Origin of the sequence: Sulfuricella sp. (assembly GCA_041651995.1) — a bacterium.
Classification (GTDB): domain Bacteria; phylum Pseudomonadota; class Gammaproteobacteria; order Burkholderiales; family Sulfuricellaceae; genus Sulfurimicrobium.
Genome location: JBAZID010000017.1, coordinates 1 through 24,807, shown reverse-complemented (window position 1 = coordinate 24,807; position 24,807 = coordinate 1). Strand labels below are relative to the sequence as shown.

The 24,807-nt window shown below is 59.2% G+C and carries 28 protein-coding genes; 20 read left to right on the top strand and 8 right to left on the bottom strand.

The features are described 5' to 3' along the window. The first annotated feature begins 92 nt into the window (after positions 1-92). The 3 genes from WC392_14310 (at position 93) to WC392_14300 (ending at position 2,387) form a co-directional block, all read left to right on the top strand. Complete coding sequence (locus WC392_14310; GenBank protein MFA5243538.1) at positions 93-1,169, top strand: ribonucleotide-diphosphate reductase subunit beta; 1,077 nt, start codon at positions 93-95, stop codon at positions 1,167-1,169. 160 nt (positions 1,170-1,329) lie between these two features. Then, positions 1,330-1,530, top strand: coding sequence for a hypothetical protein (locus WC392_14305; GenBank protein ID MFA5243537.1), 201 nt, complete (start codon positions 1,330-1,332; stop codon positions 1,528-1,530). A gap of 185 nt (positions 1,531-1,715) precedes the next feature. Further along, complete coding sequence (locus tag WC392_14300; protein MFA5243536.1) at positions 1,716-2,387, top strand: DUF2189 domain-containing protein; 672 nt, start codon at positions 1,716-1,718, stop codon at positions 2,385-2,387. On the opposite strand, the gene WC392_14295 is transcribed toward WC392_14300, so the two are convergent. Together WC392_14295 and WC392_14290 are read right to left on the bottom strand one after the other, a co-directional pair. After that, positions 2,384-2,581, bottom strand: a complete 198-nt coding sequence (locus WC392_14295) for a hypothetical protein (GenBank protein MFA5243535.1) — start codon at positions 2,579-2,581, stop codon at positions 2,384-2,386. The two genes, WC392_14300 and WC392_14295, sit on opposite strands and share 4 nt — an antisense overlap. Positions 2,582-2,786: 205 nt before the next feature. Further along, positions 2,787-3,626 carry an SAM-dependent methyltransferase gene (locus tag WC392_14290; GenBank protein MFA5243534.1) on the bottom strand — a complete coding sequence of 280 codons (840 nt, stop codon included), beginning with the start codon at positions 3,624-3,626 and terminating at the stop codon, positions 2,787-2,789. Between the two features lie 97 nt (positions 3,627-3,723). On the opposite strand from WC392_14290, the gene WC392_14285 reads away from it, so the two are divergent. The 4 genes from WC392_14285 to WC392_14270 all read left to right on the top strand — a co-directional run bounded on the left by WC392_14285 (position 3,724) and on the right by WC392_14270 (position 6,942). Further along, positions 3,724-3,945 (top strand): RNA-binding S4 domain-containing protein, encoded by a 222-nt coding sequence (locus tag WC392_14285; GenBank protein ID MFA5243533.1) that lies wholly within the window; start codon positions 3,724-3,726, stop codon positions 3,943-3,945. A 16-nt stretch (positions 3,946-3,961) separates the two neighbouring features. Then, the gene (locus WC392_14280) at positions 3,962-4,327 is read left to right on the top strand and encodes a DUF6164 family protein (GenBank protein ID MFA5243532.1); all 366 of its coding nucleotides are present in this window, start codon (positions 3,962-3,964) and stop codon (positions 4,325-4,327) included. A 3-nt stretch (positions 4,328-4,330) separates the two neighbouring features. Then, positions 4,331-4,648, top strand: coding sequence for a hypothetical protein (locus WC392_14275; protein ID MFA5243531.1), 318 nt, complete (start codon positions 4,331-4,333; stop codon positions 4,646-4,648). A 320-nt stretch (positions 4,649-4,968) separates the two neighbouring features. Further along, positions 4,969-6,942 carry a methyl-accepting chemotaxis protein gene (locus WC392_14270; GenBank protein ID MFA5243530.1) on the top strand — a complete coding sequence of 658 codons (1,974 nt, stop codon included), beginning with the start codon at positions 4,969-4,971 and terminating at the stop codon, positions 6,940-6,942. Between the two features lie 35 nt (positions 6,943-6,977). Here the strand turns inward: WC392_14270 and WC392_14265 are convergent, their stop codons facing one another. After that, positions 6,978-7,277: a hypothetical protein gene (locus WC392_14265; protein ID MFA5243529.1), complete on the bottom strand. Its 300-nt coding sequence runs from the start codon at positions 7,275-7,277 to the stop codon at positions 6,978-6,980. Here WC392_14265 and WC392_14260 point away from each other — a divergent pair. The 9 genes from WC392_14260 to WC392_14220 all read left to right on the top strand — a co-directional run bounded on the left by WC392_14260 (position 7,276) and on the right by WC392_14220 (position 17,175). Continuing rightward, positions 7,276-7,821 (top strand): ACT domain-containing protein, encoded by a 546-nt coding sequence (locus tag WC392_14260; protein MFA5243528.1) that lies wholly within the window; start codon positions 7,276-7,278, stop codon positions 7,819-7,821. The two genes, WC392_14265 and WC392_14260, sit on opposite strands and share 2 nt — an antisense overlap. Further along, positions 7,818-8,162, top strand: a complete 345-nt coding sequence (locus tag WC392_14255) for an AF1514 family protein (GenBank protein MFA5243527.1) — start codon at positions 7,818-7,820, stop codon at positions 8,160-8,162. The genes WC392_14260 and WC392_14255 overlap by 4 nt, the downstream gene beginning before the upstream one ends. A 179-nt stretch (positions 8,163-8,341) precedes the next feature. Continuing rightward, positions 8,342-11,797, top strand: a complete 3,456-nt coding sequence (locus WC392_14250; protein ID MFA5243526.1) for a hypothetical protein — start codon at positions 8,342-8,344, stop codon at positions 11,795-11,797. A 787-nt stretch (positions 11,798-12,584) separates the two neighbouring features. Continuing rightward, positions 12,585-13,037 (top strand): MarR family transcriptional regulator, encoded by a 453-nt coding sequence (locus WC392_14245; GenBank protein ID MFA5243525.1) that lies wholly within the window; start codon positions 12,585-12,587, stop codon positions 13,035-13,037. Then, entirely contained in the window at positions 13,037-13,585 is a 549-nt protein-coding gene (locus tag WC392_14240) for a cytochrome b/b6 domain-containing protein (protein ID MFA5243524.1), read from the top strand. Before WC392_14245 ends, WC392_14240 begins: the two co-directional genes overlap by 1 nt. Beyond that, positions 13,582-14,139, top strand: coding sequence for a YceI family protein (locus tag WC392_14235; protein ID MFA5243523.1), 558 nt, complete (start codon positions 13,582-13,584; stop codon positions 14,137-14,139). Before WC392_14240 ends, WC392_14235 begins: the two co-directional genes overlap by 4 nt. Before the next feature lie 25 nt (positions 14,140-14,164). Beyond that, the gene (locus WC392_14230; protein MFA5243522.1) at positions 14,165-14,731 is read left to right on the top strand and encodes a YceI family protein; all 567 of its coding nucleotides are present in this window, start codon (positions 14,165-14,167) and stop codon (positions 14,729-14,731) included. A gap of 216 nt (positions 14,732-14,947) precedes the next feature. Next, a complete protein-coding gene (locus tag WC392_14225; protein ID MFA5243521.1) occupies positions 14,948-16,117 on the top strand; it encodes a M20 aminoacylase family protein in 1,170 nt (389 codons plus the stop codon). A 17-nt stretch (positions 16,118-16,134) separates the two neighbouring features. Further along, positions 16,135-17,175, top strand: a complete 1,041-nt coding sequence (locus tag WC392_14220) for a hypothetical protein (GenBank protein MFA5243520.1) — start codon at positions 16,135-16,137, stop codon at positions 17,173-17,175. A 158-nt stretch (positions 17,176-17,333) separates the two neighbouring features. Here WC392_14220 and WC392_14215 read toward each other — a convergent pair whose 3' ends face one another. Genes WC392_14215 through WC392_14205 form a run of 3 tightly spaced genes read right to left on the bottom strand, consistent with a single transcriptional unit; the run spans position 17,334 to position 18,691 of the window. Then, on the bottom strand, positions 17,334-17,891 hold the full coding sequence (locus WC392_14215; protein ID MFA5243519.1) for a DUF6806 family protein: 558 nt from the start codon (positions 17,889-17,891) through the stop codon (positions 17,334-17,336). Positions 17,892-17,927: 36 nt separating this feature from the next. Then, positions 17,928-18,257 carry an RnfH family protein gene (locus tag WC392_14210; GenBank protein MFA5243518.1) on the bottom strand — a complete coding sequence of 110 codons (330 nt, stop codon included), beginning with the start codon at positions 18,255-18,257 and terminating at the stop codon, positions 17,928-17,930. Further along, complete coding sequence (locus tag WC392_14205) at positions 18,254-18,691, bottom strand: type II toxin-antitoxin system RatA family toxin (GenBank protein MFA5243517.1); 438 nt, start codon at positions 18,689-18,691, stop codon at positions 18,254-18,256. Before WC392_14205 ends, WC392_14210 begins: the two co-directional genes overlap by 4 nt. Before the next feature lie 75 nt (positions 18,692-18,766). Between WC392_14205 and smpB the strand changes: the two genes are divergently transcribed. From smpB to WC392_14185, 4 genes are all read left to right on the top strand, one after another. Continuing rightward, entirely contained in the window at positions 18,767-19,225 is a 459-nt protein-coding gene (gene smpB, locus WC392_14200) for an SsrA-binding protein SmpB (GenBank protein MFA5243516.1), read from the top strand. Positions 19,226-19,398: 173 nt separating this feature from the next. Then, complete coding sequence (nosD, locus tag WC392_14195; protein ID MFA5243515.1) at positions 19,399-20,670, top strand: nitrous oxide reductase family maturation protein NosD; 1,272 nt, start codon at positions 19,399-19,401, stop codon at positions 20,668-20,670. Positions 20,671-20,798: 128 nt separating this feature from the next. Then, on the top strand, positions 20,799-21,050 hold the full coding sequence (locus WC392_14190) for a type II toxin-antitoxin system prevent-host-death family antitoxin (protein MFA5243514.1): 252 nt from the start codon (positions 20,799-20,801) through the stop codon (positions 21,048-21,050). Further along, positions 21,040-21,513, top strand: coding sequence for a putative toxin-antitoxin system toxin component, PIN family (locus WC392_14185; GenBank protein ID MFA5243513.1), 474 nt, complete (start codon positions 21,040-21,042; stop codon positions 21,511-21,513). The genes WC392_14190 and WC392_14185 overlap by 11 nt, the downstream gene beginning before the upstream one ends. Before the next feature lies 1 nt (position 21,514). Here the strand turns inward: WC392_14185 and WC392_14180 are convergent, their stop codons facing one another. Together WC392_14180 and WC392_14175 are read right to left on the bottom strand one after the other, a co-directional pair. Next, the gene (locus WC392_14180; protein ID MFA5243512.1) at positions 21,515-22,930 is read right to left on the bottom strand and encodes an HlyD family type I secretion periplasmic adaptor subunit; all 1,416 of its coding nucleotides are present in this window, start codon (positions 22,928-22,930) and stop codon (positions 21,515-21,517) included. A gap of 197 nt (positions 22,931-23,127) precedes the next feature. Next, positions 23,128-24,807, bottom strand: a 1,680-nt coding sequence (locus WC392_14175; protein ID MFA5243511.1) for a type I secretion system permease/ATPase, incomplete at its 5' end; no start/stop codon positions are given.

Here is a 24,807-nt window from a genome sequence, read left to right as displayed (position 1 = left end):
AAAAAGATAGGTACCAGGAGAAAGAAAACATGCTGAATTTTGAAGAAGACCATACCCCGGACCTGTTCGCCCAGGCTGCGCGCTTTGGCGGCATGCCGCCCGCTGCGCCGCAGGAAGTGCATTCCTCCGCATTGACCGGCATTCACGACACCCGCCGCGTGCGCGCCGAGGACAAGCGCGTGATCAACGGCACTGCCGACGTCAACCAGCTGGTGCCATTCAAGTACAAGTGGGCGTGGGAAAAATACCTCGCCGGCTGCGCCAACCACTGGATGCCGCAGGAAGTGAACATGAGCCGCGACATCGCGACCTGGAAAGACCCCGGCGGCCTGACCGAGGACGAGCGCCTGATCGTCAAGCGCAACCTGGGTTTCTTCGTCACCGCCGATTCCCTCGCCGCCAACAACATCGTGCTCGGCACCTACCGCCACATCACCGCGCCGGAATGCCGCCAGTACCTGCTGCGCCAGGCCTTCGAGGAGGCCATCCACACCCACGCCTACCAGTACATCGTGGAAAGCCTGGGGCTGGACGAGGGCGAGATCTTCAACATGTATCACGAGATCCCCTCGATCCGCGACAAGGACGAGTTTCTCATTCCCTTCATCGATACCCTGACCAACCCGGAATTCAAAACCGGCACGCCGGAAAACGACCAGAAGCTGCTCAAGTCCCTGATCGTGTTCGCCTGCATCATGGAAGGCATCTTCTTCTATGTCGGTTTCGTGCAGATCCTCGCCCTGGGCCGCCAGAACAAGATGACCGGCGCCGCCGAGCAGTACCAGTACATCCTGCGCGACGAGTCCATGCACCTCAATTTCGGCGTCGACCTGATCAACACCATCAAGCTGGAAAACCCCGGTCTGTGGACCGCCGAATTCCGCAACGAAATCACTGGCCTGATCCGGAAGGGCGTGGAGCTGGAATACCGCTACGCCGAGGACACCATGCCGCGCGGCGTGCTGGGCCTGAATGCCGCCCAGTTCAAGGAATACCTGCGCTTCATCGCCAACCGCCGCTGCCAGCAGATCGGGCTGGACGAGCAGTATGCCGGCGCGACCAATCCGTTCCCGTGGATGAGCGAGATGATCGACCTGAAGAAGGAGAAGAATTTCTTCGAGACGCGGGTGACCGAGTATCAGACCGGCGGTGCATTGAGCTGGGACTGAATGTGGCAGAAATATTTCACCGGAAGGCAAATTTTGGGTAGTATTGCTGCTGTTTGATATTTTGCCTGAATGGGCCGGCAAGTTATTGATTTTGCATGAATATGCATCTGGCAAGAGGCAGTTTTTCAGGTGTTTTCCGTGACCAATCAAGGAGCTGAAGATGGACGTAATGACAATGTCCCGGGAGCAGTGGGAAAAGATTTTTGATCGCTGGTACCGGCATATTTTCAACATTGGCGTGTACGATGCCGGAGGGCCATCTCTTGAACAGATTGAACAGTGCTTCGGGCTGGGGGTATCCCCTGCGGAGGCGGTTCATTGGTTGAAGCGGCAGGAAGTGGATAAATGTTGTAAAGGGTAGATAAAAAGGCGCAGGGGACTGCGCCTTTCTTTTTTCTGATGTCATCCTGGTTCCGGGCTTTCCCCTTTTTCCTGAACTGATTGAGAAGGTGTTTCTTGAATAATCTGGCACCAAACAAAATCGGACTTGGCCGTTTGCCCTGCTGGATACGTGCAGGGTGGCAGACTTTTTTGCAGGTAAAGGGTTTGAGCGCGATTTATGCCGGGATATTCGCGCTGCTGGGCCTGTTTCAGTTCGCGGGGGTGGTGAGCGCGGGACTTGCGCCGCTGATGGTGCCGCTGGCGGGTGGATTCATGCTGATCGGACCGGCCTTGCTGTGCGGATTTTTTTATGTTTCCGGCCATGCCGCTGCAAAAAAGCCGGTACGCCTGGGGGACTTCTTCGCGGGGTTCCGCCTTGCACCGCCCGCGCTCTGGGTGATTGCCCTGGTCGAGATGTTTGTTTTCCTGATCTGGCTGACGGATGCGGGCATCGTCTACGGTCTCTATTTTGGCATCACCCCGGATATGGGGCTGGCGGAATTCGCCGCGGGCCTGGCGGGAGATGGGGATACGCTGCCATTCCTGTTTTTCAGCGGCCTGATGTGGCTGCTGCTGGCTTTCATCATCTTCGCCACGTCTGCATTTGCCGTGCCGCTGCTGTTTTACCGGCGCGCCAATCTGGCTGGAGCGGTCAGCGCGAGTGTGAAGGCGGTGTTTTCCAGTTTCTTGCCGATGCTGGCCTGGGGCGTGTTGCTTTCCGTCACAATGCTTGCGGCGATACTGCTTTTCCTGCCATTGTTCCCTGTCGTTTTCCCGGTGCTGGCCTATGCCAGCGTGCAGGCCTACAGCGAGGTTTTTCCGCAATCGCCTGGTTAATCAGGCATTCCCGGCTCCCCGCCCTTGTCCGTCATCAGGAAATACATTCCCACCCCGGCGAGGATCATCCACAGGACCATGGCCCATACACCCAGGCTTTCGGACAGTGGGCCCATGAAAAACAGGGAGGTGAGGGCCAGGGCCAGCAGGCCGTTGCCGATCCAGAAGCGGGGCCCGTGTTTGACTTCGTTCATGTTTGAAACCTTGTGTGTTTTGAATTGAGTTTGAAAGGGGCGGCTTCGAATCAATAAACCTAAAAACCTCAGTTCGATAACCACGGAGGGCACGGAGAACACAGAGAAAGGCTGTTTGCGGAAATTTATGACCTCATCCAACGGGTGAATGCCAAATATCATGCTATCTATTATTTTTACTCCGTGTTCTCCGTGAACTCCGTGGTTAACTGCTTTTTCTAGGATAAACGAAGCGGCCTCTTAGTTCGTCCAGATTCAGTTCATGCAGGATGTGTTCCAGTCTTTCCTGTGCATTTTTCCTTGGCGTGCCGGTAAAGCGGGCCACAATCAGCTCGTTCTTCATCGAATGTTCCCAGCCGACCAGTTCGGTCACCGTGACCTGGTAGCCATGCGACTCAAGTTGCAGGCAACGCAGCACATTGGTGATCAGGCTGCCGAATTCGCGGGTGTGGATGGGGTGGCGCCAGATTTCGGAAAGCGGCGTCCGGGAGAAGGACTGGTTTTTATTCTTGCGCATCAGCGCGGCGGCCTCGGCCTGACAGCAGGGCACCAGCACGATGAATCTGGCCTTTTTGTCGAGGGCGAATTTGATTGCGTCGTCGGTGGCGGTATTGCAGGCGTGCAGCGCGGTAACGACATCGAATTTTTCCGGCAACGCTGTGGAATGAATGGAGTCTTCAACCGAGAGGTTGAGGAATGACATGCGCCCGAAGTCCAGACGCTCGGCCAGTTCACGCGATTTTGATACCAGTTCCTCGCGGGTTTCGATGCCGTAGATGTGGCCTGTCTGTCTGGCCTTGAAAAAAAGGTCGTAAAGGATGAAGCCGAGATAGGACTTGCCCGCGCCGTGGTCGGCCAGGGTCAGGGTTTCCTGTTGTGTCAGGACTTCACTCAGCAGCGGCTCGATAAAGTTGAACAGGTGATAAACCTGCTTCAGCTTGCGCCGGCTGTCCTGGTTGAGCTTGCCGTCGCGCGTCAGGATGTGCAGCTCTTTCAAAAGCTCGATGGACTGTTCGGGCTTGATTTCGGGAATGATGAAGTTCACTGCGGGATCCTGAAGATGCGGAATAGACTGCCATTTTAACACTCTTGCCGTAGTGCTAAGATGCTCAGGCCTCAACTAACCCGAACTCAAGGACCCCATGCAAGAACATGAATTTATTCTCACTCGCGAATTCGTCGAACTCGACAACCTGCTCAAGCTGACGGGTGCCTGCGACAGCGGCGGCATGGGCAAGCAGCTGGTCGCTGCCGGAGAAGTTTCGGTGGATGGAAAAGTGGAGTTGCGCAAGACCTGCAAGATTCGCGCGGGCCAGGTGGTTACGATCGGCGATGTACGCATCTCTGTGCTGGCGCCATCCTGATACGACGCGCCGCGCCATGGCAATCAAACTTTTCCCCCTGAATGGCGTGCCCGACGATGAGGCGGAGGATGTGCGCGCCTTGCTCAAAGCCAGCAGCGTGGAGTTCAGTGAAACCCCCGCGGGTAACTGGGGCCTTTCCGCTGCGGCCATCTGGCTACCGGACGATTCCCGGCTGGAAGAGGCGCGGGCGCTGATTGCGGACTATCAGCGCGAGCGTCAGGCGCGGGCAAGAGCGGAATACGAGCAGCTGTGCCGGGAAGGAAAACAGCGCACCCTGGTGGACGTGATCCAGGCGCATCCCCTGCGCTTCTTTGCCTATATGGCGGTGATTGCCATTATTTTATATTTCTCCATCAACCCCTTTCTGGATCTCGGAAAGTAGCCCATGTCCCCGGCCGATACTGAAAAATCCCTCATGAATTCCTTGCCGAACCGGAAGATATTGCTGCGCGATATGCTGGTGCTGGCCGCACTGGCTTGTCTGCTGGGACCGCTCATCGGGCCGCTGGTGGTCTCCTGGATCAATCCAACCCGGGCCTGGGGGGTGGACGAGGTGGGCGATTATTCACTTGGCAGCGTGTTGCTGTGGGGGATGGCTTTCCTGATGTTCGAGGCTTTGTTCTATGTCGGCTGGCTCGTGTCGCGGGCGAGCAGGGGCTTGCATGAGAGTGCTACCGACGACTGGTGGAACCGGCAGCAGTAACACCCGATATCCAGCGGGGAGTGTTCAGGGATCCGCTGCCTGCGAACCCGCTGAAGCAGCATGACGCTTGGATACTCATCAGTTATACCCATGCTGCCATGTCAGTGTTATCCTTGTGTCCGGTCATAAAAAAAACATATAGCCGGATTTGTTCGTGTCTTTCCTCCTTGTTCATGGCTGATCGCGCCAAAATGCCGATCATTGGCTTCTCCGCATAATCCGCGCAGTGCCTGGAGGAAGGACGTTCTGTGTGAATGTACCCAGGACGTATCACGCGCAATCGGCGCAACGCAGGACAATCTCATGAATCGGAGTTATGGATGAAAATTGCGCACAAGATCGCCTTGCTTGCCATTGTGCCCATGCTGGGTATGACATGGTTTGCCGGTACCCATGTTTACCATTCATGGAATGAATGGCGCCACATGCGAATCATGAGTGAGCAGATCACATTGCTTATCGATGCCGGACCGATGGCGCATGACCTTCAACGGGAGCGCGGTGCCACGGTGAGTTTTGTCAGCAGCCAGGGCAAGTTGTTCGCTTCGGCGCTGCCCGGCTGGCGGTCGAAGACGGAGGCTTCGATCGAAAAAATTCACAAAACCTATGCCGCCATGATGCCGGAAGCGAAATCATCCGCCATTTCCGGCGGCGTGGAAAATGCGGATGCGGCGTTGCAGAAACTTCCTGATACCCGGAAAAGCGCGGATGCTTTCTCGATTGGCGCGCCGCTGGTTGCGGAATATTTCACGGGCACCATAAAAACGGTTCTCGGGATCATCCCTTCCGTTGTCAGCCAGAGCATTAATGATGCGGGCATGTCCCGGCTGGCTGGTTCCTATATGAGCTTTCTCGCCATGAAGGAGCAGGCCGGACAGGAGCGCGCATTAATGACGGCCGTTTTTTTCGCCGACAGCATCGAGGCGGAACAGCATGATAAATGGGTGGGCCAGATCGCAGCCCAGAAAGAGTTGCAGGCCGAATTCGCCCGCTGGGCGCCTGAAAATATATTGTCGGCCCTGGTGTCAAAACAGGACGGTGCGCCATTCAATGAGGTCGCGAAGGCGCGTACCCTGGGCTTGCTGAAAACATCCGGTTTCGGAATCAATGCTGAAAAATGGTTCGCCGCTTCGAGCGCCCGGATCGATGCCCTGCATGAAATCGAAAACATGCTGGCCCAGGGACTTCTGGATATGGCCACCGCCAATACCACAGCGGCGCGCAATAGCCTGATGACATCTGCCCTGATTGGAACAGGAATGCTGCTGTTTGTGCTTATCGTCGGATATGTTGTCGCAACAGGCATTACCCGCCGCCTGTCTGGCCTGGGCCGGTCCATCGGCACCATCAGCGAGAACCGCGATTTGTCCATTCGGCTCGATGCCTCGACCGGGGATGAAATTGGCGTGCTGTCCGAAGATATCAACCGTTTTCTGAGCGAAATTGGCAGCAGCATGAAGCAGATCGGCGCCATGGCGGAAGAGTCGTTTACCTCGGCGGATGGAATCGCCGGGACGGCGAAAGAATTGTCCGGCACTGCGGGGGGACAGAGCGAGGCGGCTTCGGCCATGGCCTCCGCGGTTGAGGAGATGACAGTCAGTATTGCCCATATCAGCGAAACCACGAAAGGAATGCGTTTATCGGCAAAATCCGGGATGGAGACGGTAATCGAGGGTGGCGAGGTTATCCTGCGCGTGGTTTCCGACATGCAATCGATTGCCAGCGCCGTCAAGACGTCCTCGAACATTGTCGCGGAACTGGGCGAGCATTCAAACCAGATTTCGTCCATTGTTCAATCCATCAGGGAAATTGCCGACCAGACCAATCTGCTGGCCCTGAATGCGGCCATCGAGGCGGCCCGGGCAGGCGAGCAGGGCAGGGGGTTCGCCGTGGTCGCGGATGAGGTTCGCAAGCTGGCGGAGCGGACATCAAGCAGCACGGCGGATATTGCGCGCATGATCGGTGCCATACAGGGTGGCACCTCGCGTGCGGTCGAGTCCATTGCGGATGGGGTATCTCGTGTGAACGAGGGCGTCCGGCTCGCAGGCCAGGCGGGAGATGCTATCGGGAATATTCGCTTGTTCGTCGATCAGGTCGGTGTTTCCATCACTGATATCTCGGCTGCCATGGAAGAACAGAGCGCGGCGAGCAACGAGATTGCCAGTCATGTCGAACAGGTTTCCCAGATGACTGAAGAAACGCACGCGGCAGCTTCGCGCATGTCGGGTTCAGCCAGCGAAATGGCGATGCTGGCGAACAGCGTCAAAACTGAAACCGGCAAGTTCAGGACTTGATCGTTAAACAAAGCGTTGATCCTGAAAACCTCAGTTCAAGCCACAGAGTTCACAGAGAGCACAGAGAAGCCAGGAGCTTGTCCACGCTTGCCAATCATCGCCCCCCGGGTGAGCCACAAACAAGATGTAACATGCTGATTTTTCTCTGTGAACTCTGTGTTCTCTGTGGCTATCTGCTTTTTCAAGGTTAATGAATTTGAATGGCTCACCTGTCGGGCATCCCCGCCGGGAATGGATGCTTCGCCTCTCGGTCCGGCGAGAAAGCCCGGCCTGCGCCCAAATGGATTTTCTGGGTTTATACTGGGCGCATCCCAATTCGCACGGAAATTCATCATGACCACCCCTGTTGCTAACGAATGTCTTGCAATCACCGCTTCCGGCGAAGACCGGGTTGGCCTGGTGGAAAAGCTCACCAGCCAGATCACCGCCAGCGGCTGCAATATCGAGCAAAGCCGCATGGGCGTGCTGGGCGGGCAATTTGCCCTGATCATGCGCGTCACCGGCAGCAAGGATGCGCTCTCCGCGCTGGAGAGCCGGCTTGGACCGCTGGGCGTGGAACTGGACCTGGCCATCGTCCACAAGTGGACCCGGGAGCGCGAGCAGCATGTCCCCGCCGTGCCCTACCTGGTGGAAGTGGTCGCGCTCGATAACCCCGGCATCGTGCATAATCTGGCGCGGTTCTTTGCCGCCAGCGGCATCAATATCGAGGAGCTGGAAACCGATACCTATCCCGCGCCCCATACCGGCAGCCCGATGTTTGCCGTGCACATGACCGTGGGGGTGCCTGGCGGAACCTCAATCGCCAAATTGCGCGATGAGTTTTTTGAACATTGTGATGACCTCAACCTGGATGCCTCGCTGGAGCCTGTACGGGGGTGAACGCAACCCGAAAGCTCGTGTCGTCTGCCTGTGACGTGCCTGCGGCAGCAGATTTTTCTGCTGTGACCGTGGTGAAGCTGGCGCCTCAACCACCCCTTGCCGATTACCTCGCTGCGATGCGTCTGGCCGAGTCTGAAGCCCGCGCCCGCCTGGGCGAATGCATGCTGCTTTCGTGGTACGACCGCGACCGTGATTTCGAATCGCCGCAGCATGCCAGCGAATGCCACCAGGGCAGTGCCGTGCCGGGTTATGTCGATTACGCCCTGTACCGCGGCGCCACGCTGATGGTGGATATCGAGGCGGGGCGCTTCGTGTTTTTCTATTTGCCGCTGGATTTTTAATTGCCTGGTGGTGTGCCCTGGCCACGCGCAGCAGCCAATTTTCCGGATGCTTCAAAAAAATTTTGTAGATATGCCACTCAAGCTGCGAAAATAGCAGGTTGGCACACAGGAATCTGTTTGCTGATGGAACGTGGGTGACTCCCGTTTTGCGAAATGAATTATTTTCTCTGGGAGAAACCATGGAAGTGGTAACAAGAGGTCATCCGAGTCTGGATGATGCCAAGGATGACCGGCTTGGGCTGATTCAGCATATCAATCTCCATCTTGCGGCACTTGGCCTGCCCACCCCGCAAGGTACGGGCGCCCTGTCCCAGTTGCAGGTTGCAGCCGATCTGCTGCGCAGCTATCAGCACCAGAAGCGGCTGCTGGCGGATTACCGCTGCCCCGCCGATCAGCGTATCCAGAACTTTCTCAATCATTATCTGCGCCAGAATGGCGTCGAGAGCGAAATTTCATTGCCGGGCGCCACATTCGTGCTGGACCGGCCCAGGCTCGCGCGCGAGCTCTCCCTGCCGGTCGATGGCCAGCATTTCAGCGCGGAATTCGTTGACTCCTATCGCCTGCTGCAGGGCGTGTTGCACAACCCGCGCAACGACCGGCGCACCACCAAGGGCGTATTCCACATCGTTGAAGGCGGTTTGCCGATTCCCGCGGACAAGAATGCGGTACCGGTCAATGTTTTTGCGGCCTTGCTCAAGGCTGCGCTCAAGCCCCCCCGCGACGTGCTGCGTCTGCCCTTCACCAGTGGCCAGGCAGACCAGGCGGAGAGCTGGGTGTCCCTGCTGATGCGCCCGCTGGTGGCGCCGGAAGTGCCCGGCATCAGCCCGGAAAAGACCATGGAAACGCGTTTCTTCGCGCCCGGCAGCCTGGTTTCGAATCTGGATTTCGTGGAGCGCATTTTCGGCAATGCGGGCAACCCCTGCCTGTCCGAGAACGATGCCGCCCTGGACGTGCTGCACTGGACCGGACACACCGGCTGCGTCATTCTCGCGCCGCATCTGGTGCGCCTGAAGAAAACCGGGCTGGGCCTGCCGCACTGGGATCAGGCCAGCGAGCGCCAGCGCCGCGACGGCATGTGCTGGCGCGACGAGAACGAGCTCTACAACGGCGGCCTGCCGTTCAAGATCACCTGCCGCGACATGAGCGGGGTGATCGTGACCCTGATTGCGGACAACTACTTCGGCTACAGCAAGAAGGAAGTCAAATCCCAGATCAGCTATGCGGCCAACCTGTTCGGCGGCTGCGAGGAAGAACACTCGGGCGGCGCGCTGGCTTTCCCCAGCTACAATCTGGGCGAGGTGTTCCGTCCCGACAGCCGGATACGCACGGATGGCCATGATTTCGACGGTCTGGTGTCCCTGTTCGGTGATGTCATGCATGTCAGGGAAGAGGGCTACGGCATTGACAAGCGTTTTCCGGACATCATTTATGTGCCCGAAGATGCCACCATGCATTTGCTCGACCAGACCGTCCACTGGCCGCGCCATGGCCGCGAGCAAACGATCAAGCTGCTGGCCGGGCACACCTACATCCATCCATGCGGCTACAAGGTCCACATGGAGAAACACCCCCATGCGCCTTCCTGGCGCCTGATCGGTACCGATGCCGAGGGGACCTTCGTGCACAAGCCCTGCACGGTATCCGGCGGAGGCAAATCGGAGATTTCCAAGTCCATCGTGGGCACCATCATTTCCGGGCCGTTTTACGTCCGTGATATTCATGATGACCTCACCCAGGTGCAGGCAATCTTCGACCAGGATTATTCAAGTCGCTTCCGTAACACCGCGCAGGCTCGCGACAGCCGTTCGCTGTTGAGCGATGAGCGCACGCTGGGTTCGGTGATCAAGTTGCTGACCCCCTCGGAGAGCGAATACACCGGGCAATACAATCAGTGGCTGGAAAGCATTCCGCAGCACATCCGTGCGCTGGTGTTCGTGATCAAGCGTTTTTACCGCGCGGAGTGGGGCGCCGGCTGGCGCAAATACTTCTCGGTTGACATGGTGAACGGCTATCCTGGCCATGAACTCAAATATAATGGCCGCCGCCTGGTGGCGAGCTTCCTGCGCGTCGGCGTGGAACCGGATGGGGCCTGGCGCATGTATAAGCTGCGCCACGATTTCATCGGGGCGGACAAGATCCAGATGGAAGACGATATTACCGCTTCCATCACGGTGCCCTCGGCCCGCCTGAAGCATCTCAATTCGGACTATGCGCACCCCAGCGTCAAACTGACCGGCAACTGCGAGCAGCGCCTGTTCCAGAGGCCGGATGATGCGATCCACCGCGGCCTGGATTTGCAGGCCGAGGCCGACCTGGCCGGGCCGGACAATTTTATCTCCAACTTCGAACCCCTTACCACGGCGGACGCCAAAGAGATGGTGGAAGACGCCATCGGTCTCGAGCTATTCAGCGCACCCATGAAGCAGCTGGTGCAGGCTGCCGGCACGGCCGCGGCCAAGGGCTACTTTGTTTCATCCGCGCACCCGCGCATCGTGGACGGCAAGCCCTCCGCCAACGTGCGCTATCTGCAACAGCGCCCCGATCTGGCCAACCCGCGCGATCGCTACATCGCCGAGATGGGTGCGCGGCTCTACCGGCGCGTGCCTTTGAGTGAAGCCGTGCATTTCCCGGTCAATGCGGTCCTGCCCGGGCGGCGCAACAACCCGCCGGACCGTGAGCATGGTATCCGGTCGCTGGCGGTCTACAACCCCATCCATTTCCAGGAATTGCCCGAACTGTTCATGGACTTCATCGCCAGCCTGACCGGGAAATCCCCCTCGACCACCGGCGCCGGATCGGAAGGCGCGCTGACCAAGGGGCCATTCAACGCCTTGCGCGCAACAGCGGACCTGAACAATGCCCTGGTCTCCTACATCATCAGCGGCTACGACGGCTTTTCCACCGCAGCCGGGCATATCGGCCCCAACCGGCGCGTGGATCACGACATCAGCCTGCTGATCCCGGAACTTTGGTGCCGCCTGGCCGTACGCGAGCGCGATCCGCAGCTCATGATCGAGCGCGGCTATCTCGAACCGCTCGCCGATTTCGAATATCAGGGGCGGACGATTTGCGCCAGCCGCCTCGGCTATCGCATTACCAGCCGCTTCGTGCACGCCAATTTCGGCAAGATATTTGACAGCCCGATGGCGGTGTTCGACGAAGCCATGCTCAGGCCGGAGAGCCAGGATCTCGAATCCTTTGCCGATGGCGTGGATAATATCGTCGAAGCACAGCGGAGGGTGGCGCAGAACTATCTTGACGATGGATCGATCAATGATGCCTGCCCGCCGCTCAAGGCGCTGCTGCACATCATGGCGACAGGGAGCTACGAGGGCAAGGATGCCGGCCATCCTGAAATCCGCGGCATGTTTACTCGCGCTGCACTGCTGGCCAGCGACTGGTATCAGGAGCGGCTATCCATCAAGCGGCAACGCGACATGGCGCAATGGCAGCGGCATGAAGAAAATCTGCAACATTTCCTTGAACGTCAAAACCTGCTTACAGAGGTGGAACGCGAGCAATATGCCTTGCTTCTCGGACAGGCCCGGGAGGAACTGGCCTATGTGGAGAGTGCGCAATACTTGAGTGATCTTTCGGGCACGCTGGGGGCGGACTGGATTCATCGCCAGGGGTGATTTCGGGGCAAGGCTGTGTGTGCAATGCGTGTTGAATGCGCTTTGCGCATGGTGATTTTTTGATGCCGGGGGCAGCCCGGCGGCTGATTACCTTTCTTGCTTTGCCAAGAAAGGTAATCCCACCCGCAAGGAGTGTCCCCGCCGGACGCTCTGTGCTACGCACAGGTCGCGGCGAGAAAAGAAGGCGACCCCCATCCACCGCCCCTTCGGGGTCCCCTGCGCTGCTCGCCAAGCCGGGCGGCTGCGCAACTCGCGCTACGCGCTCAGACAGTGCTCGCCGACTGCCCCCGGCTTGCCTGTGCTGCTCGGCGGTGGATCAAGGGGAGTTTGTTGCGGCTCGGGCTGCGGGTCTTCGTTCAAGTTGAAGTGAACAGCCTTTTTATCGGCGCCGAGCGTGGAAACACCACCCAACTTCCCCTCTGCGCCGCTTCGGGTTGGCAGGCGAATTGGGGGATGTCGGCTGCGCCCTGTTCGAGTTCCGCGACAGCCCGTGTCTTGTGCGGGCTGTTAGGGCGAGTTGCGCAGACGCCCAATTCGACTGTCAACCCGAAGGTACCCGTAGGGCGGCGCAGCGGGGTGCCTTTTTCTTTGGTACCTTTCTTTTGGGCAAGCAAAAGAAAGGCACCAGCCGCCGGGCTGCCCCCGGCAATCAATCATCCGCGCGAAGCGCACAAACCCATGTACTGTAACTGCAAAGCCTGTCCAGCCTGTTTTTTCCCCTGAAGATATTGACATCTGGTTCTAGTTAGAACTAAACTGGTCCTAACTAGAACCAGATGGAGCCTTCATGCCTCATGCCCCCTTTCTGCCGGTCCTGCGCGAACTGGCCGCAGCCTACCAGGCTTTCGAGGCTTATTCAGGGGCGCATATCCGCACCCTGGATCTGACGCCGGCGCAATTCGACATTATTGCCACGCTCGGCAACACCGCCGGGATGCCGCTCAAGGAACTCGGTGAAAAAACCCTGATCACCAAGGGCACCCTCACCGGCGTGGTGGACCGCCTGACTGACAAAAACCTGGTGCGGCGGGTGGCATCGCCCAGCGACGGGCGCAGCCAGATCGTGCAACTGACGCCGCAGGGCGAGGCCCTGTTCGCCAGCGTTTTTCCCGCCCATCTGGACTATCTGGCGCAGGCTTTCGGCGAACTTTCAGCGCAGGATCTGGTCTCCCTGGAAACCAGCCTGAGCCGGCTGCGAACAACTTTCATGGCCGCTCGCATTGCCAAGGAGAAAGCGTGATCCCTGCCCGCTATACCCACACAGCCATCGCCTTGCACTGGATCAGCGCGCTGCTGATCGTGGCCGTGTTTCCGCTCGGCGTTTACATGGCGGATCTGGCGCTTTCGCCTTTAAAGCTCAAGCTGATCAGCTACCACAAGTGGCTGGGGGTGACGGTTTTCCTGTTGCTGCTGCTGCGCCTGGCCTGGAGGTTGGGCCACGTGCCGCCGCCGCTGCCTGACAGCATGCCGCTGTGGCAGCGCCAGGCCGCGAATGGGCTGCATTTTCTGCTTTACCTGCTGCTGTTCGCCATTCCCCTGTCAGGCTGGTTGATGAGCTCGGCCAAGGGTTTCCAGACGGTTTACCTGGGGGTGCTGCCGCTGCCCGACCTGATCGGCAAGGACAAGGCCCTGGGTGACTTGCTCAGGGCGGTTCATGAAACACTCAACATGACGTTGCTGGCTTTACTGTTGGCGCATGCCGGCGCGGCACTCAAGCACCATTTCATCGAGCGTGACGGTATTCTTGCGCGCATGTTGCCTTTTCTTGATCGCGGAGATTCAAAATGATGCGGCTGTTTTCCCTTTTCTTTCTGCTGCTTGCGGGTGTGGCTCAGGCCACTGAATTTGGTACGCTTCAGGCCGAAAAAAGCTCGATTGCCTTTGTCTCCAGGCAAATGAATGTCCCGGTCGAGGGCGCTTTCAGGAAATTTGCGGCGCAGATCGCTCTCGATCCGGCCAGGCCGGAGGCCGGGCGCGTCCAGATCGAAATCGATCTGGCCAGCATCGATGCCGGCAGCGCGGAGGCCAATGACGAGGTCAAGGGCAAGAGCTGGTTCAGTGTGCGCGATTTTCCCAGGGCCAGTTTCAGCTCGACTTCAGTCAGGCCGCTGGGCGATGGCCGTCATGAAGTCAGAGGCAAGTTGAACATCAAGGGAAAGACGCTGGAAGTACGTGCGCCATTCACGCTCCGGCAGGACAAGGATACCCTCGTCCTGGATGGCGGTTTTCCACTCAAACGCCTGGATTATGGCATCGGCTCCGGTATCTGGAGCGATACCTCGGTGGTCGCCGATGAAGTCCAGGTCAAGTTCCATTTCCTATTAACCCCTACTCGCAAGTAGCACCAACCCACCACAGGAGAACACCATGAAAAAATCGCTTATCGCCTTTGCCATTGCCAGCACCCTGAGCGTATCCGCCCTTGCCGCGGACACTTACACCATTGATGCGCGCCATACCTTTCCAAGTTTCGAAGTGAGCCACCTGGGGTTCTCCATCCAGCGCGGCCGCTTCAACAAGACCAGCGGCACCATCGTGCTGGATACGGCAGACCAGTCCGGCAGCATCGACATCAATATTGACGCTAGCAGCATCGATACCGGCCTGGCCGAGCTGGAAAAACATATGCAGGGCGAGGATTTCTTTGATACGGCCAAGTATCCGGCCATCACATTCAAGTCGAAGTCACTGCGTTTCGATGGGGACAGGCTGACTGGCGCCGATGGGGATTTCACCCTGCTGGGCGTGACCAAGCCGGTCCGGCTGAAGGTTGATCAATTCAAGTGCGGGCGGCACCCGATGACCAAGGTGGCGATGTGTGGCGGCAACGCCACGACGGTCATCAAGCGCTCCGAGTTCGGCATGACCAAGTATGTGCCGGCCGTCGGCGACGAGGTGAAAATCGCCATCCAGGTCGAGTTTTTCCGCGATTAGGTCTCTCTTGCAGGGCTTTCAGCCGCCTCTCTCTTTCTGATGCGGCTGGAACGCCCAGGTAAAGTGGAATCGGCATTGCACCGAATCAAGTCATCCGCTGCAATGCATGAAACCTGCTGAGACTGGTTACAGCCGCGGCTTTCCCGCTCCCGCTCTTTCGGAGACGGTTGGTGAATGTTATCGTGGCACTGTTGATGTATGCCAGAGGCCGTTGCCATGTCAGTCCTATCCCATATCAAGCAGAATCAGGAACGTCTCGTTGCCTTGCGGCGCGATATTCACGCCCACCCCGAAACCGCCTTCGAGGAACAGCGCACCAGCGCCCTGGTAGTGGAGGTGCTTTCCGCCGCGGGCATTGAAGTACATCGCGGCCTGGCCGGGACCGGTGTGGTGGGTGTGTTGCGTTCAGGTACCCGTGACCGGGCCATCGGCTTGCGCGCCGACATGGACGCCTTGCCGATCCACGAGCAGAACCCTTTCCCGCACCGTTCCCATTACGACGGCAAGATGCACGCCTGCGGGCACGACGGGCATACCGCGATGCTGCTGGGCGCAGCGGAATATCTGGCCGCCACGGGCAATTTTGACGGCACCGTGTATTTCATCTTCCAGCCCGCCGAGGAAGGCGAGGGCGGCGCCAGGGTGATGATCGAGGATGGGCTGTTCCAGCGTTTTCCCATGCAGGCGGTGTTCGGCATGCACAACTGGCCGGGGCTGCCGGCCGGGCAGTTCGCCATCATGCCGGGCCCGATGATGGCTTCGGCGGACCAGTTCGATATCGTCATCAAGGGCCACGGCGCCCATGCGGCCATGCCCCATCAGGGTGCCGACCCGGTCGCGGCGGGCAGCGCGCTGGCGCAGGCGCTGCAAACCATCGTCAGTCGCACGCTCGATCCGCTCGACGCGGCCGTGCTGAGCGTGACCCGCTTCCACGCCGGGGAAGCCTATAACGTGATTCCCGATCATGCCACGCTGGGCGGCACGGTGCGCGCCTTCCGCCCCGAGGTGCAGGATCGCGTCGAGGCGGCCATGGAGCGCATATGCGGCGGAATCGGCGCGGCTTTCGGAGTGCAGATCAGCCTCGACTACCGGCGCGGCTATCCTGCCACCATCAACACGGTGGCGGAGGCGGAAATCTGCCGCCATGTTGCTAGCGAACTGGCGGGGAAGGAGGGGGTGCGCGGCGATCTGCGCCCCTCCATGGGCGCGGAGGATTTTTCCTTCATGCTGCTGGAAAAGCCCGGCTGCTACGTCTGGCTGGGCAACGGGCTGGGGGAGGGCGGCAGCATGCTGCACAACCCGCACTACGATTTCAACGACGAGGTGCTGGCGCTGGGCGCCAGCTACTGGGCGCGTTTGACCGAACACATGCTGGCAGCGGAGTGAGCAGGAGAAAATTTGCTGTGAGTTCAAATGAAGAACCCCTCTTTGCCTCCAGCCAGGCCTTTGGTTCTGCCTTTGCCGCCGGGCTGGACGGGTTGTTGCAAAAAGGCGGCCTGGGGCCGTTCATCCTGGTCTGCGCCAATGCGACCTTCGACCCGCGCCTTTACGACGCCGCCTCAGCCGGATTGGCGCAACTCTATGCCGCCTTGCGCGATGAATACGTGCAGGCGCTGCGGCAGGGGCGCGAAATCCAGGCTGTGGAGGAAGACCTGCTGGTATTCCTCAAGATTCATGCTGTCGGCCTGGACCAGCTCCAGCCGACCGTGAAGCGCCGGGCGGGCCCCTGGGAGCTGCAATTCAACCATCTTCGCTCGTTCCGCCCCAAGCGCATCTCGTCGCGCGTGCCGGAGCATCTGCGTGCGCCTTTCGACGAGGCCGGGTTCCATTTCAACAAGGGCTTCATGCAGAAGGAAGCATTCTGGGCCGGAGAATTGCTCGGCCGCCATGCGACGCTGTATTACAACAAATATCCGTTCGTGGATTTCCATGGACTGCTGGTGCCGGAACGGGATAGCTGCCTGCCGCAATACCTGACCGAGGCGCATCATTTCTATCTCTGGGACGCCACCGCAGCGCTGGCGCAGACGCTGAACGGCGTGGGTTTCGGCTACAACTCGCTGGGTGCGTTCGCCTCGGTGAACCACCTGCACTTCCAGATGTTCATCAAGCCCGAAGGGTTTCCGGTGATGACGCCGGTGTGGGGCCACAATGGCGGGGAAATGCCTTACCCCGCAAGCTGCCAGGCCTTCTCCGACCCGAAATCCGCCTGGGCGGGCATTCACCAGCTGCATGAGAGCGAAACGCCCTACAACCTGCTCTACGCGCCGGGCCGCCTGTATTTGTTCCCGCGCCGCAAACAGGGGACCTGCCCGCAGCCCGCCTGGACCAGCGGTTTTACCTGGCACGAGCTGGCGGGGGGCATGATTACCTTCAACCGGGAAGATTACGAGCGGCTCGATGCGGAGTCTATCGAGCGCGAGCTGGCGTGCCTGGCGCTGTGAAATAAGGCCTGAAAACCCTGGTTCTAAACCACGGAGAACACGGAGAAAGGCAATCTTGGGCCTTTTGTGCGCTCAAGCGACGGGGGATGCCGAACGGCGTGCAATCCAGTTTTACTCCGTGCCCTCCGTGTGCTTCGTGGTTAGCTGCTTTTCCAGGACTAGTGCAGGTGTTTCTTGCCGCGAAACTGGATCAGGCTGCCGGAGGGCTGGAAATCCGCTTCGGGTTGAGTTGCCTTATGTTCCCAGTCGCGATCAAATAGCTCGTTGACCAGGGTCTCGACGCGTTTGACTTCGTCTGGACCGAAGTGGCGCGAGAGCAGGCCAGCCACATCCGTTAGCATGAGCCGCCTCTGGACTTGATGGATGGCTTCGGCGCTGGGGCCGGCAAACAGGAGCTGGAATTCATCGCGCCCATCTTCGTGGTAGAAGGTGATCTCGATTTCGGAAGCATGTTCCAGCAGCGGACCCATGTCGGCCAGGGTGGCTTGCAGGCTGCGCTGAAAAGTGCGCCCGACTTCTCCCGTCCAGCAGATATCAAGCACGCGGGCGGTCTGGTCGTGGCTTACGCCCGGTTCGCTGGCTTCCAGGCTGCGCATTTCACTGATGCTCTCCGCGTCCAGATATTCCATCCATTGTCTGAGCCCGGCTTCGATCTGGGAGAGGGTGACGCCTTTGCGCAGATAAAGGCTGCCATGTACATGTACTTCGGTTCGCATTACGTCATTCCTGAAATCAAGCTCACTATTCTACCGTCATTCGTCCCCGGCAGAGGCAATATCTCCGCCGCCTTTCTTCATGGCCTTGCCTTCCTCGGCGCGCTGTTTGCGAACTTCCTTGGGGTCCGCAATGAGCGGGCGGTAGATCTCGACGCGGTCCTTGTCGCGCAGCACGGTATCCAGCTTGGCGAGTTTGCCGAAGATGCCGATCTTGTTCTTGCCCAGGTCGATTTCGGGGTGTTTTTCGAGCAGGCCGGATTCGCGGATCGCCTGCTCGGCGGTGGCGCCGGACGTCAGTTCCCGCGTGAGCAGGATTTGCTCGTGTGGCAGGGCGTAGGTGATTTCGATCAGGATGGTTTCGCTCATGTTGTTCCGTAGACTTTCTCGGCGCGCTCCACGAACGCGTCCACAAAGTTGCTGGTGATGTGGTTGAACACCGGGCCGACCAGGGATTCCAGCAATTTGCTGGAGAATTCATAATGCAGCCTGAATTCGACCTTGCACGCGCTCTCGTTGAGGGCGGTGAAGCGCCAGCTGCCGTCCAGGTGGCGAAAGGGCCCATCCTGCAGTTTCATTTCGATCAGCGAGGGGATCTGCTTGGCGTTTTCAGTGGTAAAACTTTGCTTGATGCGATGAAAGTCGATCATGACGGTTGCCACGGTGCTTGCCTCGTCGCGCCATTTCACGTCCGTTCCTCCACACCAGGGAAGGAATTGCGGGTAAAGTTCCACTCCATCCACCAAGTCGAACATCTGCTGCGCCGAGTGCAGAACCAGTACCGATTTTTCTACAAGTGCCATCTTTGATTTGCAGCTTTAACGCTATCATGTGAAAAACGCTAAAATACCCTATTTATCGCGGAAATTCACGTCCTTATGAGCATTGCGCAGAACAAGAAAGCCTTCCACGATTTTTTTATCGAGGAAAGATATGAAACCGGAATGGTGCTGGAAGGCTGGGAAGTCAAGGCGATACGCGCCGGGAGGACGAATCTCAAGGAAGCCTACGTCATTATTCGCAGCGGCGAGATATTTCTCATCGGCTGCCATATCAGCCCACTGCCGACGGCCTCCACGCACATTCACCCTGACCCGGTACGCACACGCAAATTGCTGCTGCACGCAGAGGAAATCAGCAAACTGATCGGCAAGGTGGAACGCGCGGGCTATACGCTGGTGCCGCTCGACATGCACTATTCGAAGGGCCGGATCAAGCTGGAAATTGGTCTCGCCAAGGGCAAAAAGCAGCACGACAAACGCGACGCAGAGAAAGACCGGGAGTGGCAGCGGGAAAAAGAACAGGTCATGAAAACTGCCAAAAGAGGGGCAAGCTGAGGTCTGTTCCCGAGGATGGCCCGAATATTTTGCCGGGCTTTTTTCTTGTTCCCGATCAAGGCAGGCGGATCAAGGCGATGTCAGCATGAGCGCCTGATGAATTTTTACCCACCTCAGGGCAGCAGCGCGGTTCGTCCCATGATTCATTCCATTTTCAGCAAAATGACGGCCTTATGCCTGCCCCTGATGGTGCCTGCCCGCCGGCTTTGCTGATCGGCCGCGTTACCATGAACAGGCGCGCTTTCGGTTTATTGCTGCTCATCTGCCTGGCTCACCCCTTTTCTGTTCTCGGCCGGCCATCGCTGCAGTCGCTGGTGGATGCAACGCCCCCTGGCAGTATTCTGCGTCTTTCTCCCGGGATCTACGCGGGCCCCGTGACGCTTTCCAGGGCTATCGTACTGGATGGGGGGGGCAAGGCCATCATTGATGGTGGCGGGAAAAGATCCGTCCTGCGGGTCAATACCGGCAATGCCGTGGTGCGAGGACTCATCCTTCGCAATACCGGAAACTCGCATGATCAAATGGATTCAGGGATCGCGATTGAAGGCGACAGTAACCGGATCGAAGATAATGTGATTGAAAACGCGCTTTTTGGCATCGTGCTCAAACAGTCGAATCACAACAGGGTGCGCCGAAATTACATACGCTCCAAGCCGGCAGAGTTGTCCATGCGCGGCGAGTCGGTCCGCCTCTGGAACAGTATCAACAACCGTATCGAGAATAATGACATCGCCGATACGCGCGACTTCACCTTGATGAATTCACCCAATAACCATGTTTCCGGCAATTCGATTCGCGGCAGCCGTTATGGCATGCACCTCATCTTTTCGCCTAATTGCCATATTGAAGGAAATCACATTTCAAACAACGCCACCGGCATTGTCGTGCTGAATTCGGATTACATCACGATCCGGGGCAACACTCTGCGGCATACTGCGGGTATCGGCGGCGCCTGCATTGCCATCAAGAAGAGCAACGAAATTCTGGCGGAAGGCAATCAGATTGTGCATTGTGCCACCGGCATTCTTTCCGACTCTCCGGTAGGAGACATGAACAGGGTTGTATTTCGCGCTAATCGCGTTGCGCACAACACGACGGGTATTCAGTTATACGGTGAGAGGGGAGGGCATATTTTTGAAAACAACCGTTTCGAGAAAAACCTGGTGCAGGTTGTGATGTCCGGCTCCGGGGATGCGCTATCCAATCGCTGGCATGGTAATTACTGGGATGATTACCAAGGCTTTGATCTCAATCATGACGGTATCGGCGATACGCCCCATGAGATTTATGCCTATGCTGACCGGATCTGGATCGAGACGCCTGCTGCAACCTTCTTCCGTAATAGTCCGGCTCTGGAATTGCTGGATTTTCTCGAGCGGTTGGCACCATTTTCCGCGCCTGACCTGCTTGTGCGTGACCCCAGGCCGCGTTTCTCTCCCATGTGATAATTTATCCAGTCACCAGCAGCAAATCGAATCCGCACAGCGAATTTCATGGCTCATTGAAATCGATCGGATCGAACGATTCGTGCTTATAATAAGCGAATCCAAGTTGCGACCATGAAGGATCCGCCATGCAAACTTATACCGCCAACGAAGCCAAGACCCGTTTCGGAGAATTCCTTGACCATGCACAGCGGGAGCCGGTGCGTGTGTTGCGCCGCGACCGCGTGGTAGGCGTGATGGTGAGCGCACAGGATTACGAAGCCATGCGCACGTTCTACGCCAATCGCCTGCAACACACGCTGGATGAGGCCGCCAATGCAGCGGCACAAGCGGGGCTGACGCCCAAGGTGCTGAAGGCGCTGCTGGCCGATGAAAGCTGAACCACCCCCGCGCGCCGGGGTGGTTCAGGCCGGGACGCTTCGGGTGGTAATCGACACCAATATATGGATCAGCGCTGCGCTCTCACGCGATGGCGCGCCCGCCCGATTGGTGCGCCAGGTACTCGAACACAGTTTGCCGGTGTTTTCGCCCGCCACCTTTGCCGAGCTTGAAACGCGGCTTTGGCGGCCCAAGTTTGATTGCTATCTGAGCATGGAACTGCGACGGCAAATCCTGCACGACCTGGATGCCGCTGCGCACTGGGTAGAGGTTCCGCCGGAAATCGCGGCATGCACCCATTGCCGGGATGCAGACGACGACAAATTCATCCATGCGGCACTGGCCGCCGGGGCTGCCTGGCTGGTATCGGGCGACCAGGATTTGCTCGATGCACCCACGGTTCCTGGCGTGCGCATACTTTCCGCTGCCGATGCGCTTCGGTTGCCCGAGTTCAGCGCCCAGTAAGTCACCGCTCCCGCAAGCTCTCGCTCGAAACCTGCATCAGCGGGCTCAGGAAATACTCGATCACCCGCCGCGTTCCGGTTTTGACCTCGACCGTCACCGCCATGCCAGGGGTGAGCCGCACGGTCTTGTTCTCCACCTGCAAAGTATCCTTGGCCAGCTTCACCCGCGTGGCGTAAATCAGCCCCAGCTTCTCGTCCTGGATCGCATCGGACGACACTTGCGTGATCCTGCCATGCAGCGTGCCGTATTTGGTGAACGGAAAGGTCTCCACCTTCACCTCAGCGTCCTGGCCTGGGTTCACAAAGCCGATGTCCTTGTTGGGCAGCATGGCCTCGACTTCCAGCACGTTGTCGCGCGGCACGATCACCATCAAGGGCTGCGCGGGCGTTACCACGCCGCCCACGGTATGCACGGCCAGCTGCTGCACGGTGCCGGCTACCGGCGCGGTCAAGTGCATCAGGCGGCCGCGCTGTTCCGCCTTGAGCAGTTCCTGTTCCAGCGATGCGGCTTTTTGCGCCGCCAGGTTGCGTTGGTCCAGCAACTGCCGGCGCGTCTCGGCCGTGAGGGTGGCCTGCTGCTGTTGCGCCTGGGCCAGCGCGGCGCGGATTTCCGTGACTTTCGCCCGGCTCAGCGCCAAATCCTGTTCCTGCTCGATACGGGCCTGCTCACGTTCCATATAGCCATGCCGGGAAATGAAGTTCTCCTTGACCAGCCTCTGGTAGTCCTCCGCGCGCTTGCGGGCGATGGGCGCGGTTTGTTCGAGTTTGACGACCTGCTCCTGGGTGGCGGCAAGTTCGGCCCGGCGGCGGGCGATTTCGGCCTGCAATTGCAGCTGGCGCGCCTGGTATTCCTGGAACTGGCCGGATGCCTGGCTTTGCTCGGCGAGCAGGCGGGCAGCATCCGCTCCGGCAGGCGCATCCAGCCTCGGCGGCTTGCCTTTTGCCAGCGCAGCCAACAAGGCTTGCGCGCGCAACGCCTCCAGCCGCGCGGTCAGGGCCTCGCTGCGCAGCCTTTCGGTGTCGGCGGCGGCGGTGGTGGCATCGAGCTCGATCAGCACCTGCCCCAGTTGGACTGCCTGCCCGTCGCGCACGTGGATCGCCTTGACCATGGCGGTTTCCATGGGCTGGATGAGCTTGGTGCGGTCGTTGGGGATGATCTTGCCGACGGCGGTCGCCACCACGTCGATGCGTCCGAAGATAGCCCACAGCAGCGCGATCAGGGCGAAGGCCATGATCAGCCAGAGCGTGATGCGCGGCGCGGGGTGCAGCGGCGTATCGCGCAAGGCCAGCGCGGCGGGCAGGAACTGCGCCTCGTGGGCTTGCAGCGCGGGGCTGTCCAGTTCGCCGCGTTGCGTCCAGGCGTGGCGGAATACCTTGGCATAACGCCCGAGAAGATCGGCCAGGGCTTGTCGTTTCATCTAATCCTCTTTGTTTGAAACTACGGAGAACATGGAGGGTATGGCGAAAGGTGAGATTTCTTCCGGCTTCCCAACCCCTCCCATCCTCCCCTTATCAGGGGAGGAGCCAGTCGCTTCCCCCCTGACAAGGGGGGACTGAGGGGGGTTGGGTTTGATGTGCAATCCATTGGCTTTACTCCGTGCTTTCCGTTCAGGCCTCAAGCATGTTGCAGGCGATGCAGGCGGGAGTAATGCCCGGCTTCATGTTCCAGCAACTCGGCGTGCGACCCGGCCTCGACGATCTGCCCATGATCCATCACCAGGATGCGGTTTGCATGGCGCACCGCTGACAGGCGGTGGGCGATGATGATGACGGTGCGGCCCTGGCAGATGGCTTTCATGTTGTTCTGGATGATGCGTTCGGATTCGTAATCCAGCGCGCTGGTGGCTTCGTCGAAGATCAGAATGCGCGGCTCGCTTATCAGGGCTCGGGCGATGGCGATGCGCTGGCGCTGGCCGCCGGACAAGGTCGAGCCATGCTCGCCGACCATGGTGTCGTAAGCTTCGGGCAGTTCCAGGATGAATTCATGCGCCCCGGCCAGCCTGGCGGCCTGGATCACCTGCTCCAGCGGCGCGCCGGGGTCGGCCAGCGCGATGTTTTCGCGCAAGGTGCGGTTGAACAGCACGTTGTCCTGCAGCACCACGCCGATCTGGCGGCGCAGGCTGGAAGCATCGGCCAGGGTCAAGTCCTGCCCGTCGACCAGCACCCGGCCGCGCTCCGGCACGTAGAGGCGCTGCACCAGCTTGGTCAGCGTGCTTTTGCCCGAGCCGGAGCGCCCGACGATGCCGATGACCTCGCCTGGCTGGATGTCGAGGGTGATGCCTTTCAGCACCTCGGGGGCGTCGGGCCGGTAACGGAAGCGGACCTGGTCCAAGGTGATGCGCCCGGCAATCGGCGGCAGGCTGTTCTTGGCGCCCGCGGCTTCGGTCGGCGCGTTGAGAATGTCGCCCAGCCGTTGCACCGAAATCCCGGTCTGCTGGAAATCCGTCCACAACTGCGCCAGCCGCATGATGGGCTGCGCCACCCGCCCGGCCAGCATGTTGAAGGCGATGAGCTGGCCGACGGTGAGCTGGCCTTCGATCACCAGTTTCGCGCCCAGCCACAAAGTCCCCACCGTGACCAGCTTGCCGACGAGATTAGTGCTTTCGTGCGCCAGGGTCGAAAGCGTGGCGGTTTTAAAGCTGGCCGAGACGTAGCTTGCCAACTGGGCGTCCCAGCGGCGCTGCATCTGCGGCTCCACCGCCATGCTCTTCAGGGTATCGATGCCGGACACGGTCTCGACCAGGAAGGCCTGGTTCTCCGCGCCCCGGTTGAACTTCTCGTGCAGCCGCGCCCGCAGGAGCGGCGTGACCAGCAGGGCAATCACGAAATACAGCGGCAGGGAGGCCAACACCACCAGCGTAAGCCAGCCGCTGTAGAACAGCATCACGGCGATGAATACGACCGAGAACAACACGTCGAGCACCACGGTGATGGCATTGCCGGTTAGAAAGGCACGGATATTCTCCAACTCGCGCACCCGCGCCACCGAATCGCCCACCCGGCGCGCCTGGAAGTAGCCCAGCGGCAGGTGCAGCAGATGGTGGAACAGGCGCGCCCCCAGTTCCACGTCGATGCGGCTGGTGGTGTGGGCGAAAACGTAGCTGCGCAGGCCCGAGAGCGCCACTTCGAAGATCGATATCACCAAGAGGCCAACGGCGATCACGTCCAAGGTGGTCAGCCCCCGGTGCACCAGCACCTTGTCCATCACCACCTGGAAGAACAGCGGGGTGACCAGGGCGAAGAGGTTGAGCACGAACGACACCAGCAGGATTTCGCCCAGCAGCTTGCGGTATTT

What these genes read in the sequence shown, in the direction of transcription:
- WC392_14310 (MFA5243538.1), top strand. Translation starts at nt 93, where the DNA reads ATGCCGCCCGCTGCGCCGCAGGAAGTGCATTCCTCCGCATTGACCGGC.
- WC392_14305 (MFA5243537.1), top strand. Translation starts at nt 1,330, where the DNA reads ATGGACGTAATGACAATGTCCCGGGAGCAGTGGGAAAAGATTTTTGAT.
- WC392_14295 (MFA5243535.1), bottom strand. Translation starts at nt 2,581, where the DNA reads ATGAACGAAGTCAAACACGGGCCCCGCTTCTGGATCGGCAACGGCCTG.
- WC392_14285 (MFA5243533.1), top strand. Translation starts at nt 3,724, where the DNA reads ATGCAAGAACATGAATTTATTCTCACTCGCGAATTCGTCGAACTCGAC.
- WC392_14280 (MFA5243532.1), top strand. Translation starts at nt 3,962, where the DNA reads ATGGCAATCAAACTTTTCCCCCTGAATGGCGTGCCCGACGATGAGGCG.
- WC392_14275 (MFA5243531.1), top strand. Translation starts at nt 4,331, where the DNA reads ATGTCCCCGGCCGATACTGAAAAATCCCTCATGAATTCCTTGCCGAAC.
- WC392_14270 (MFA5243530.1), top strand. Translation starts at nt 4,969, where the DNA reads ATGAAAATTGCGCACAAGATCGCCTTGCTTGCCATTGTGCCCATGCTG.
- WC392_14260 (MFA5243528.1), top strand. Translation starts at nt 7,276, where the DNA reads ATGACCACCCCTGTTGCTAACGAATGTCTTGCAATCACCGCTTCCGGC.
- WC392_14265 (MFA5243529.1), bottom strand. Translation starts at nt 7,277, where the DNA reads ATGATGAATTTCCGTGCGAATTGGGATGCGCCCAGTATAAACCCAGAA.
- WC392_14250 (MFA5243526.1), top strand. Translation starts at nt 8,342, where the DNA reads ATGGAAGTGGTAACAAGAGGTCATCCGAGTCTGGATGATGCCAAGGAT.
- WC392_14245 (MFA5243525.1), top strand. Translation starts at nt 12,585, where the DNA reads ATGCCTCATGCCCCCTTTCTGCCGGTCCTGCGCGAACTGGCCGCAGCC.
- WC392_14235 (MFA5243523.1), top strand. Translation starts at nt 13,582, where the DNA reads ATGATGCGGCTGTTTTCCCTTTTCTTTCTGCTGCTTGCGGGTGTGGCT.
- WC392_14230 (MFA5243522.1), top strand. Translation starts at nt 14,165, where the DNA reads ATGAAAAAATCGCTTATCGCCTTTGCCATTGCCAGCACCCTGAGCGTA.
- WC392_14225 (MFA5243521.1), top strand. Translation starts at nt 14,948, where the DNA reads ATGTCAGTCCTATCCCATATCAAGCAGAATCAGGAACGTCTCGTTGCC.
- WC392_14215 (MFA5243519.1), bottom strand. Translation starts at nt 17,891, where the DNA reads ATGCGAACCGAAGTACATGTACATGGCAGCCTTTATCTGCGCAAAGGC.
- WC392_14210 (MFA5243518.1), bottom strand. Translation starts at nt 18,257, where the DNA reads ATGAGCGAAACCATCCTGATCGAAATCACCTACGCCCTGCCACACGAG.
- WC392_14205 (MFA5243517.1), bottom strand. Translation starts at nt 18,691, where the DNA reads ATGGCACTTGTAGAAAAATCGGTACTGGTTCTGCACTCGGCGCAGCAG.
- smpB (MFA5243516.1), top strand. Translation starts at nt 18,767, where the DNA reads ATGAGCATTGCGCAGAACAAGAAAGCCTTCCACGATTTTTTTATCGAG.
- nosD (MFA5243515.1), top strand. Translation starts at nt 19,399, where the DNA reads ATGCCTGCCCCTGATGGTGCCTGCCCGCCGGCTTTGCTGATCGGCCGC.
- WC392_14190 (MFA5243514.1), top strand. Translation starts at nt 20,799, where the DNA reads ATGCAAACTTATACCGCCAACGAAGCCAAGACCCGTTTCGGAGAATTC.
- WC392_14185 (MFA5243513.1), top strand. Translation starts at nt 21,040, where the DNA reads ATGAAAGCTGAACCACCCCCGCGCGCCGGGGTGGTTCAGGCCGGGACG.
- WC392_14180 (MFA5243512.1), bottom strand. Translation starts at nt 22,930, where the DNA reads ATGAAACGACAAGCCCTGGCCGATCTTCTCGGGCGTTATGCCAAGGTA.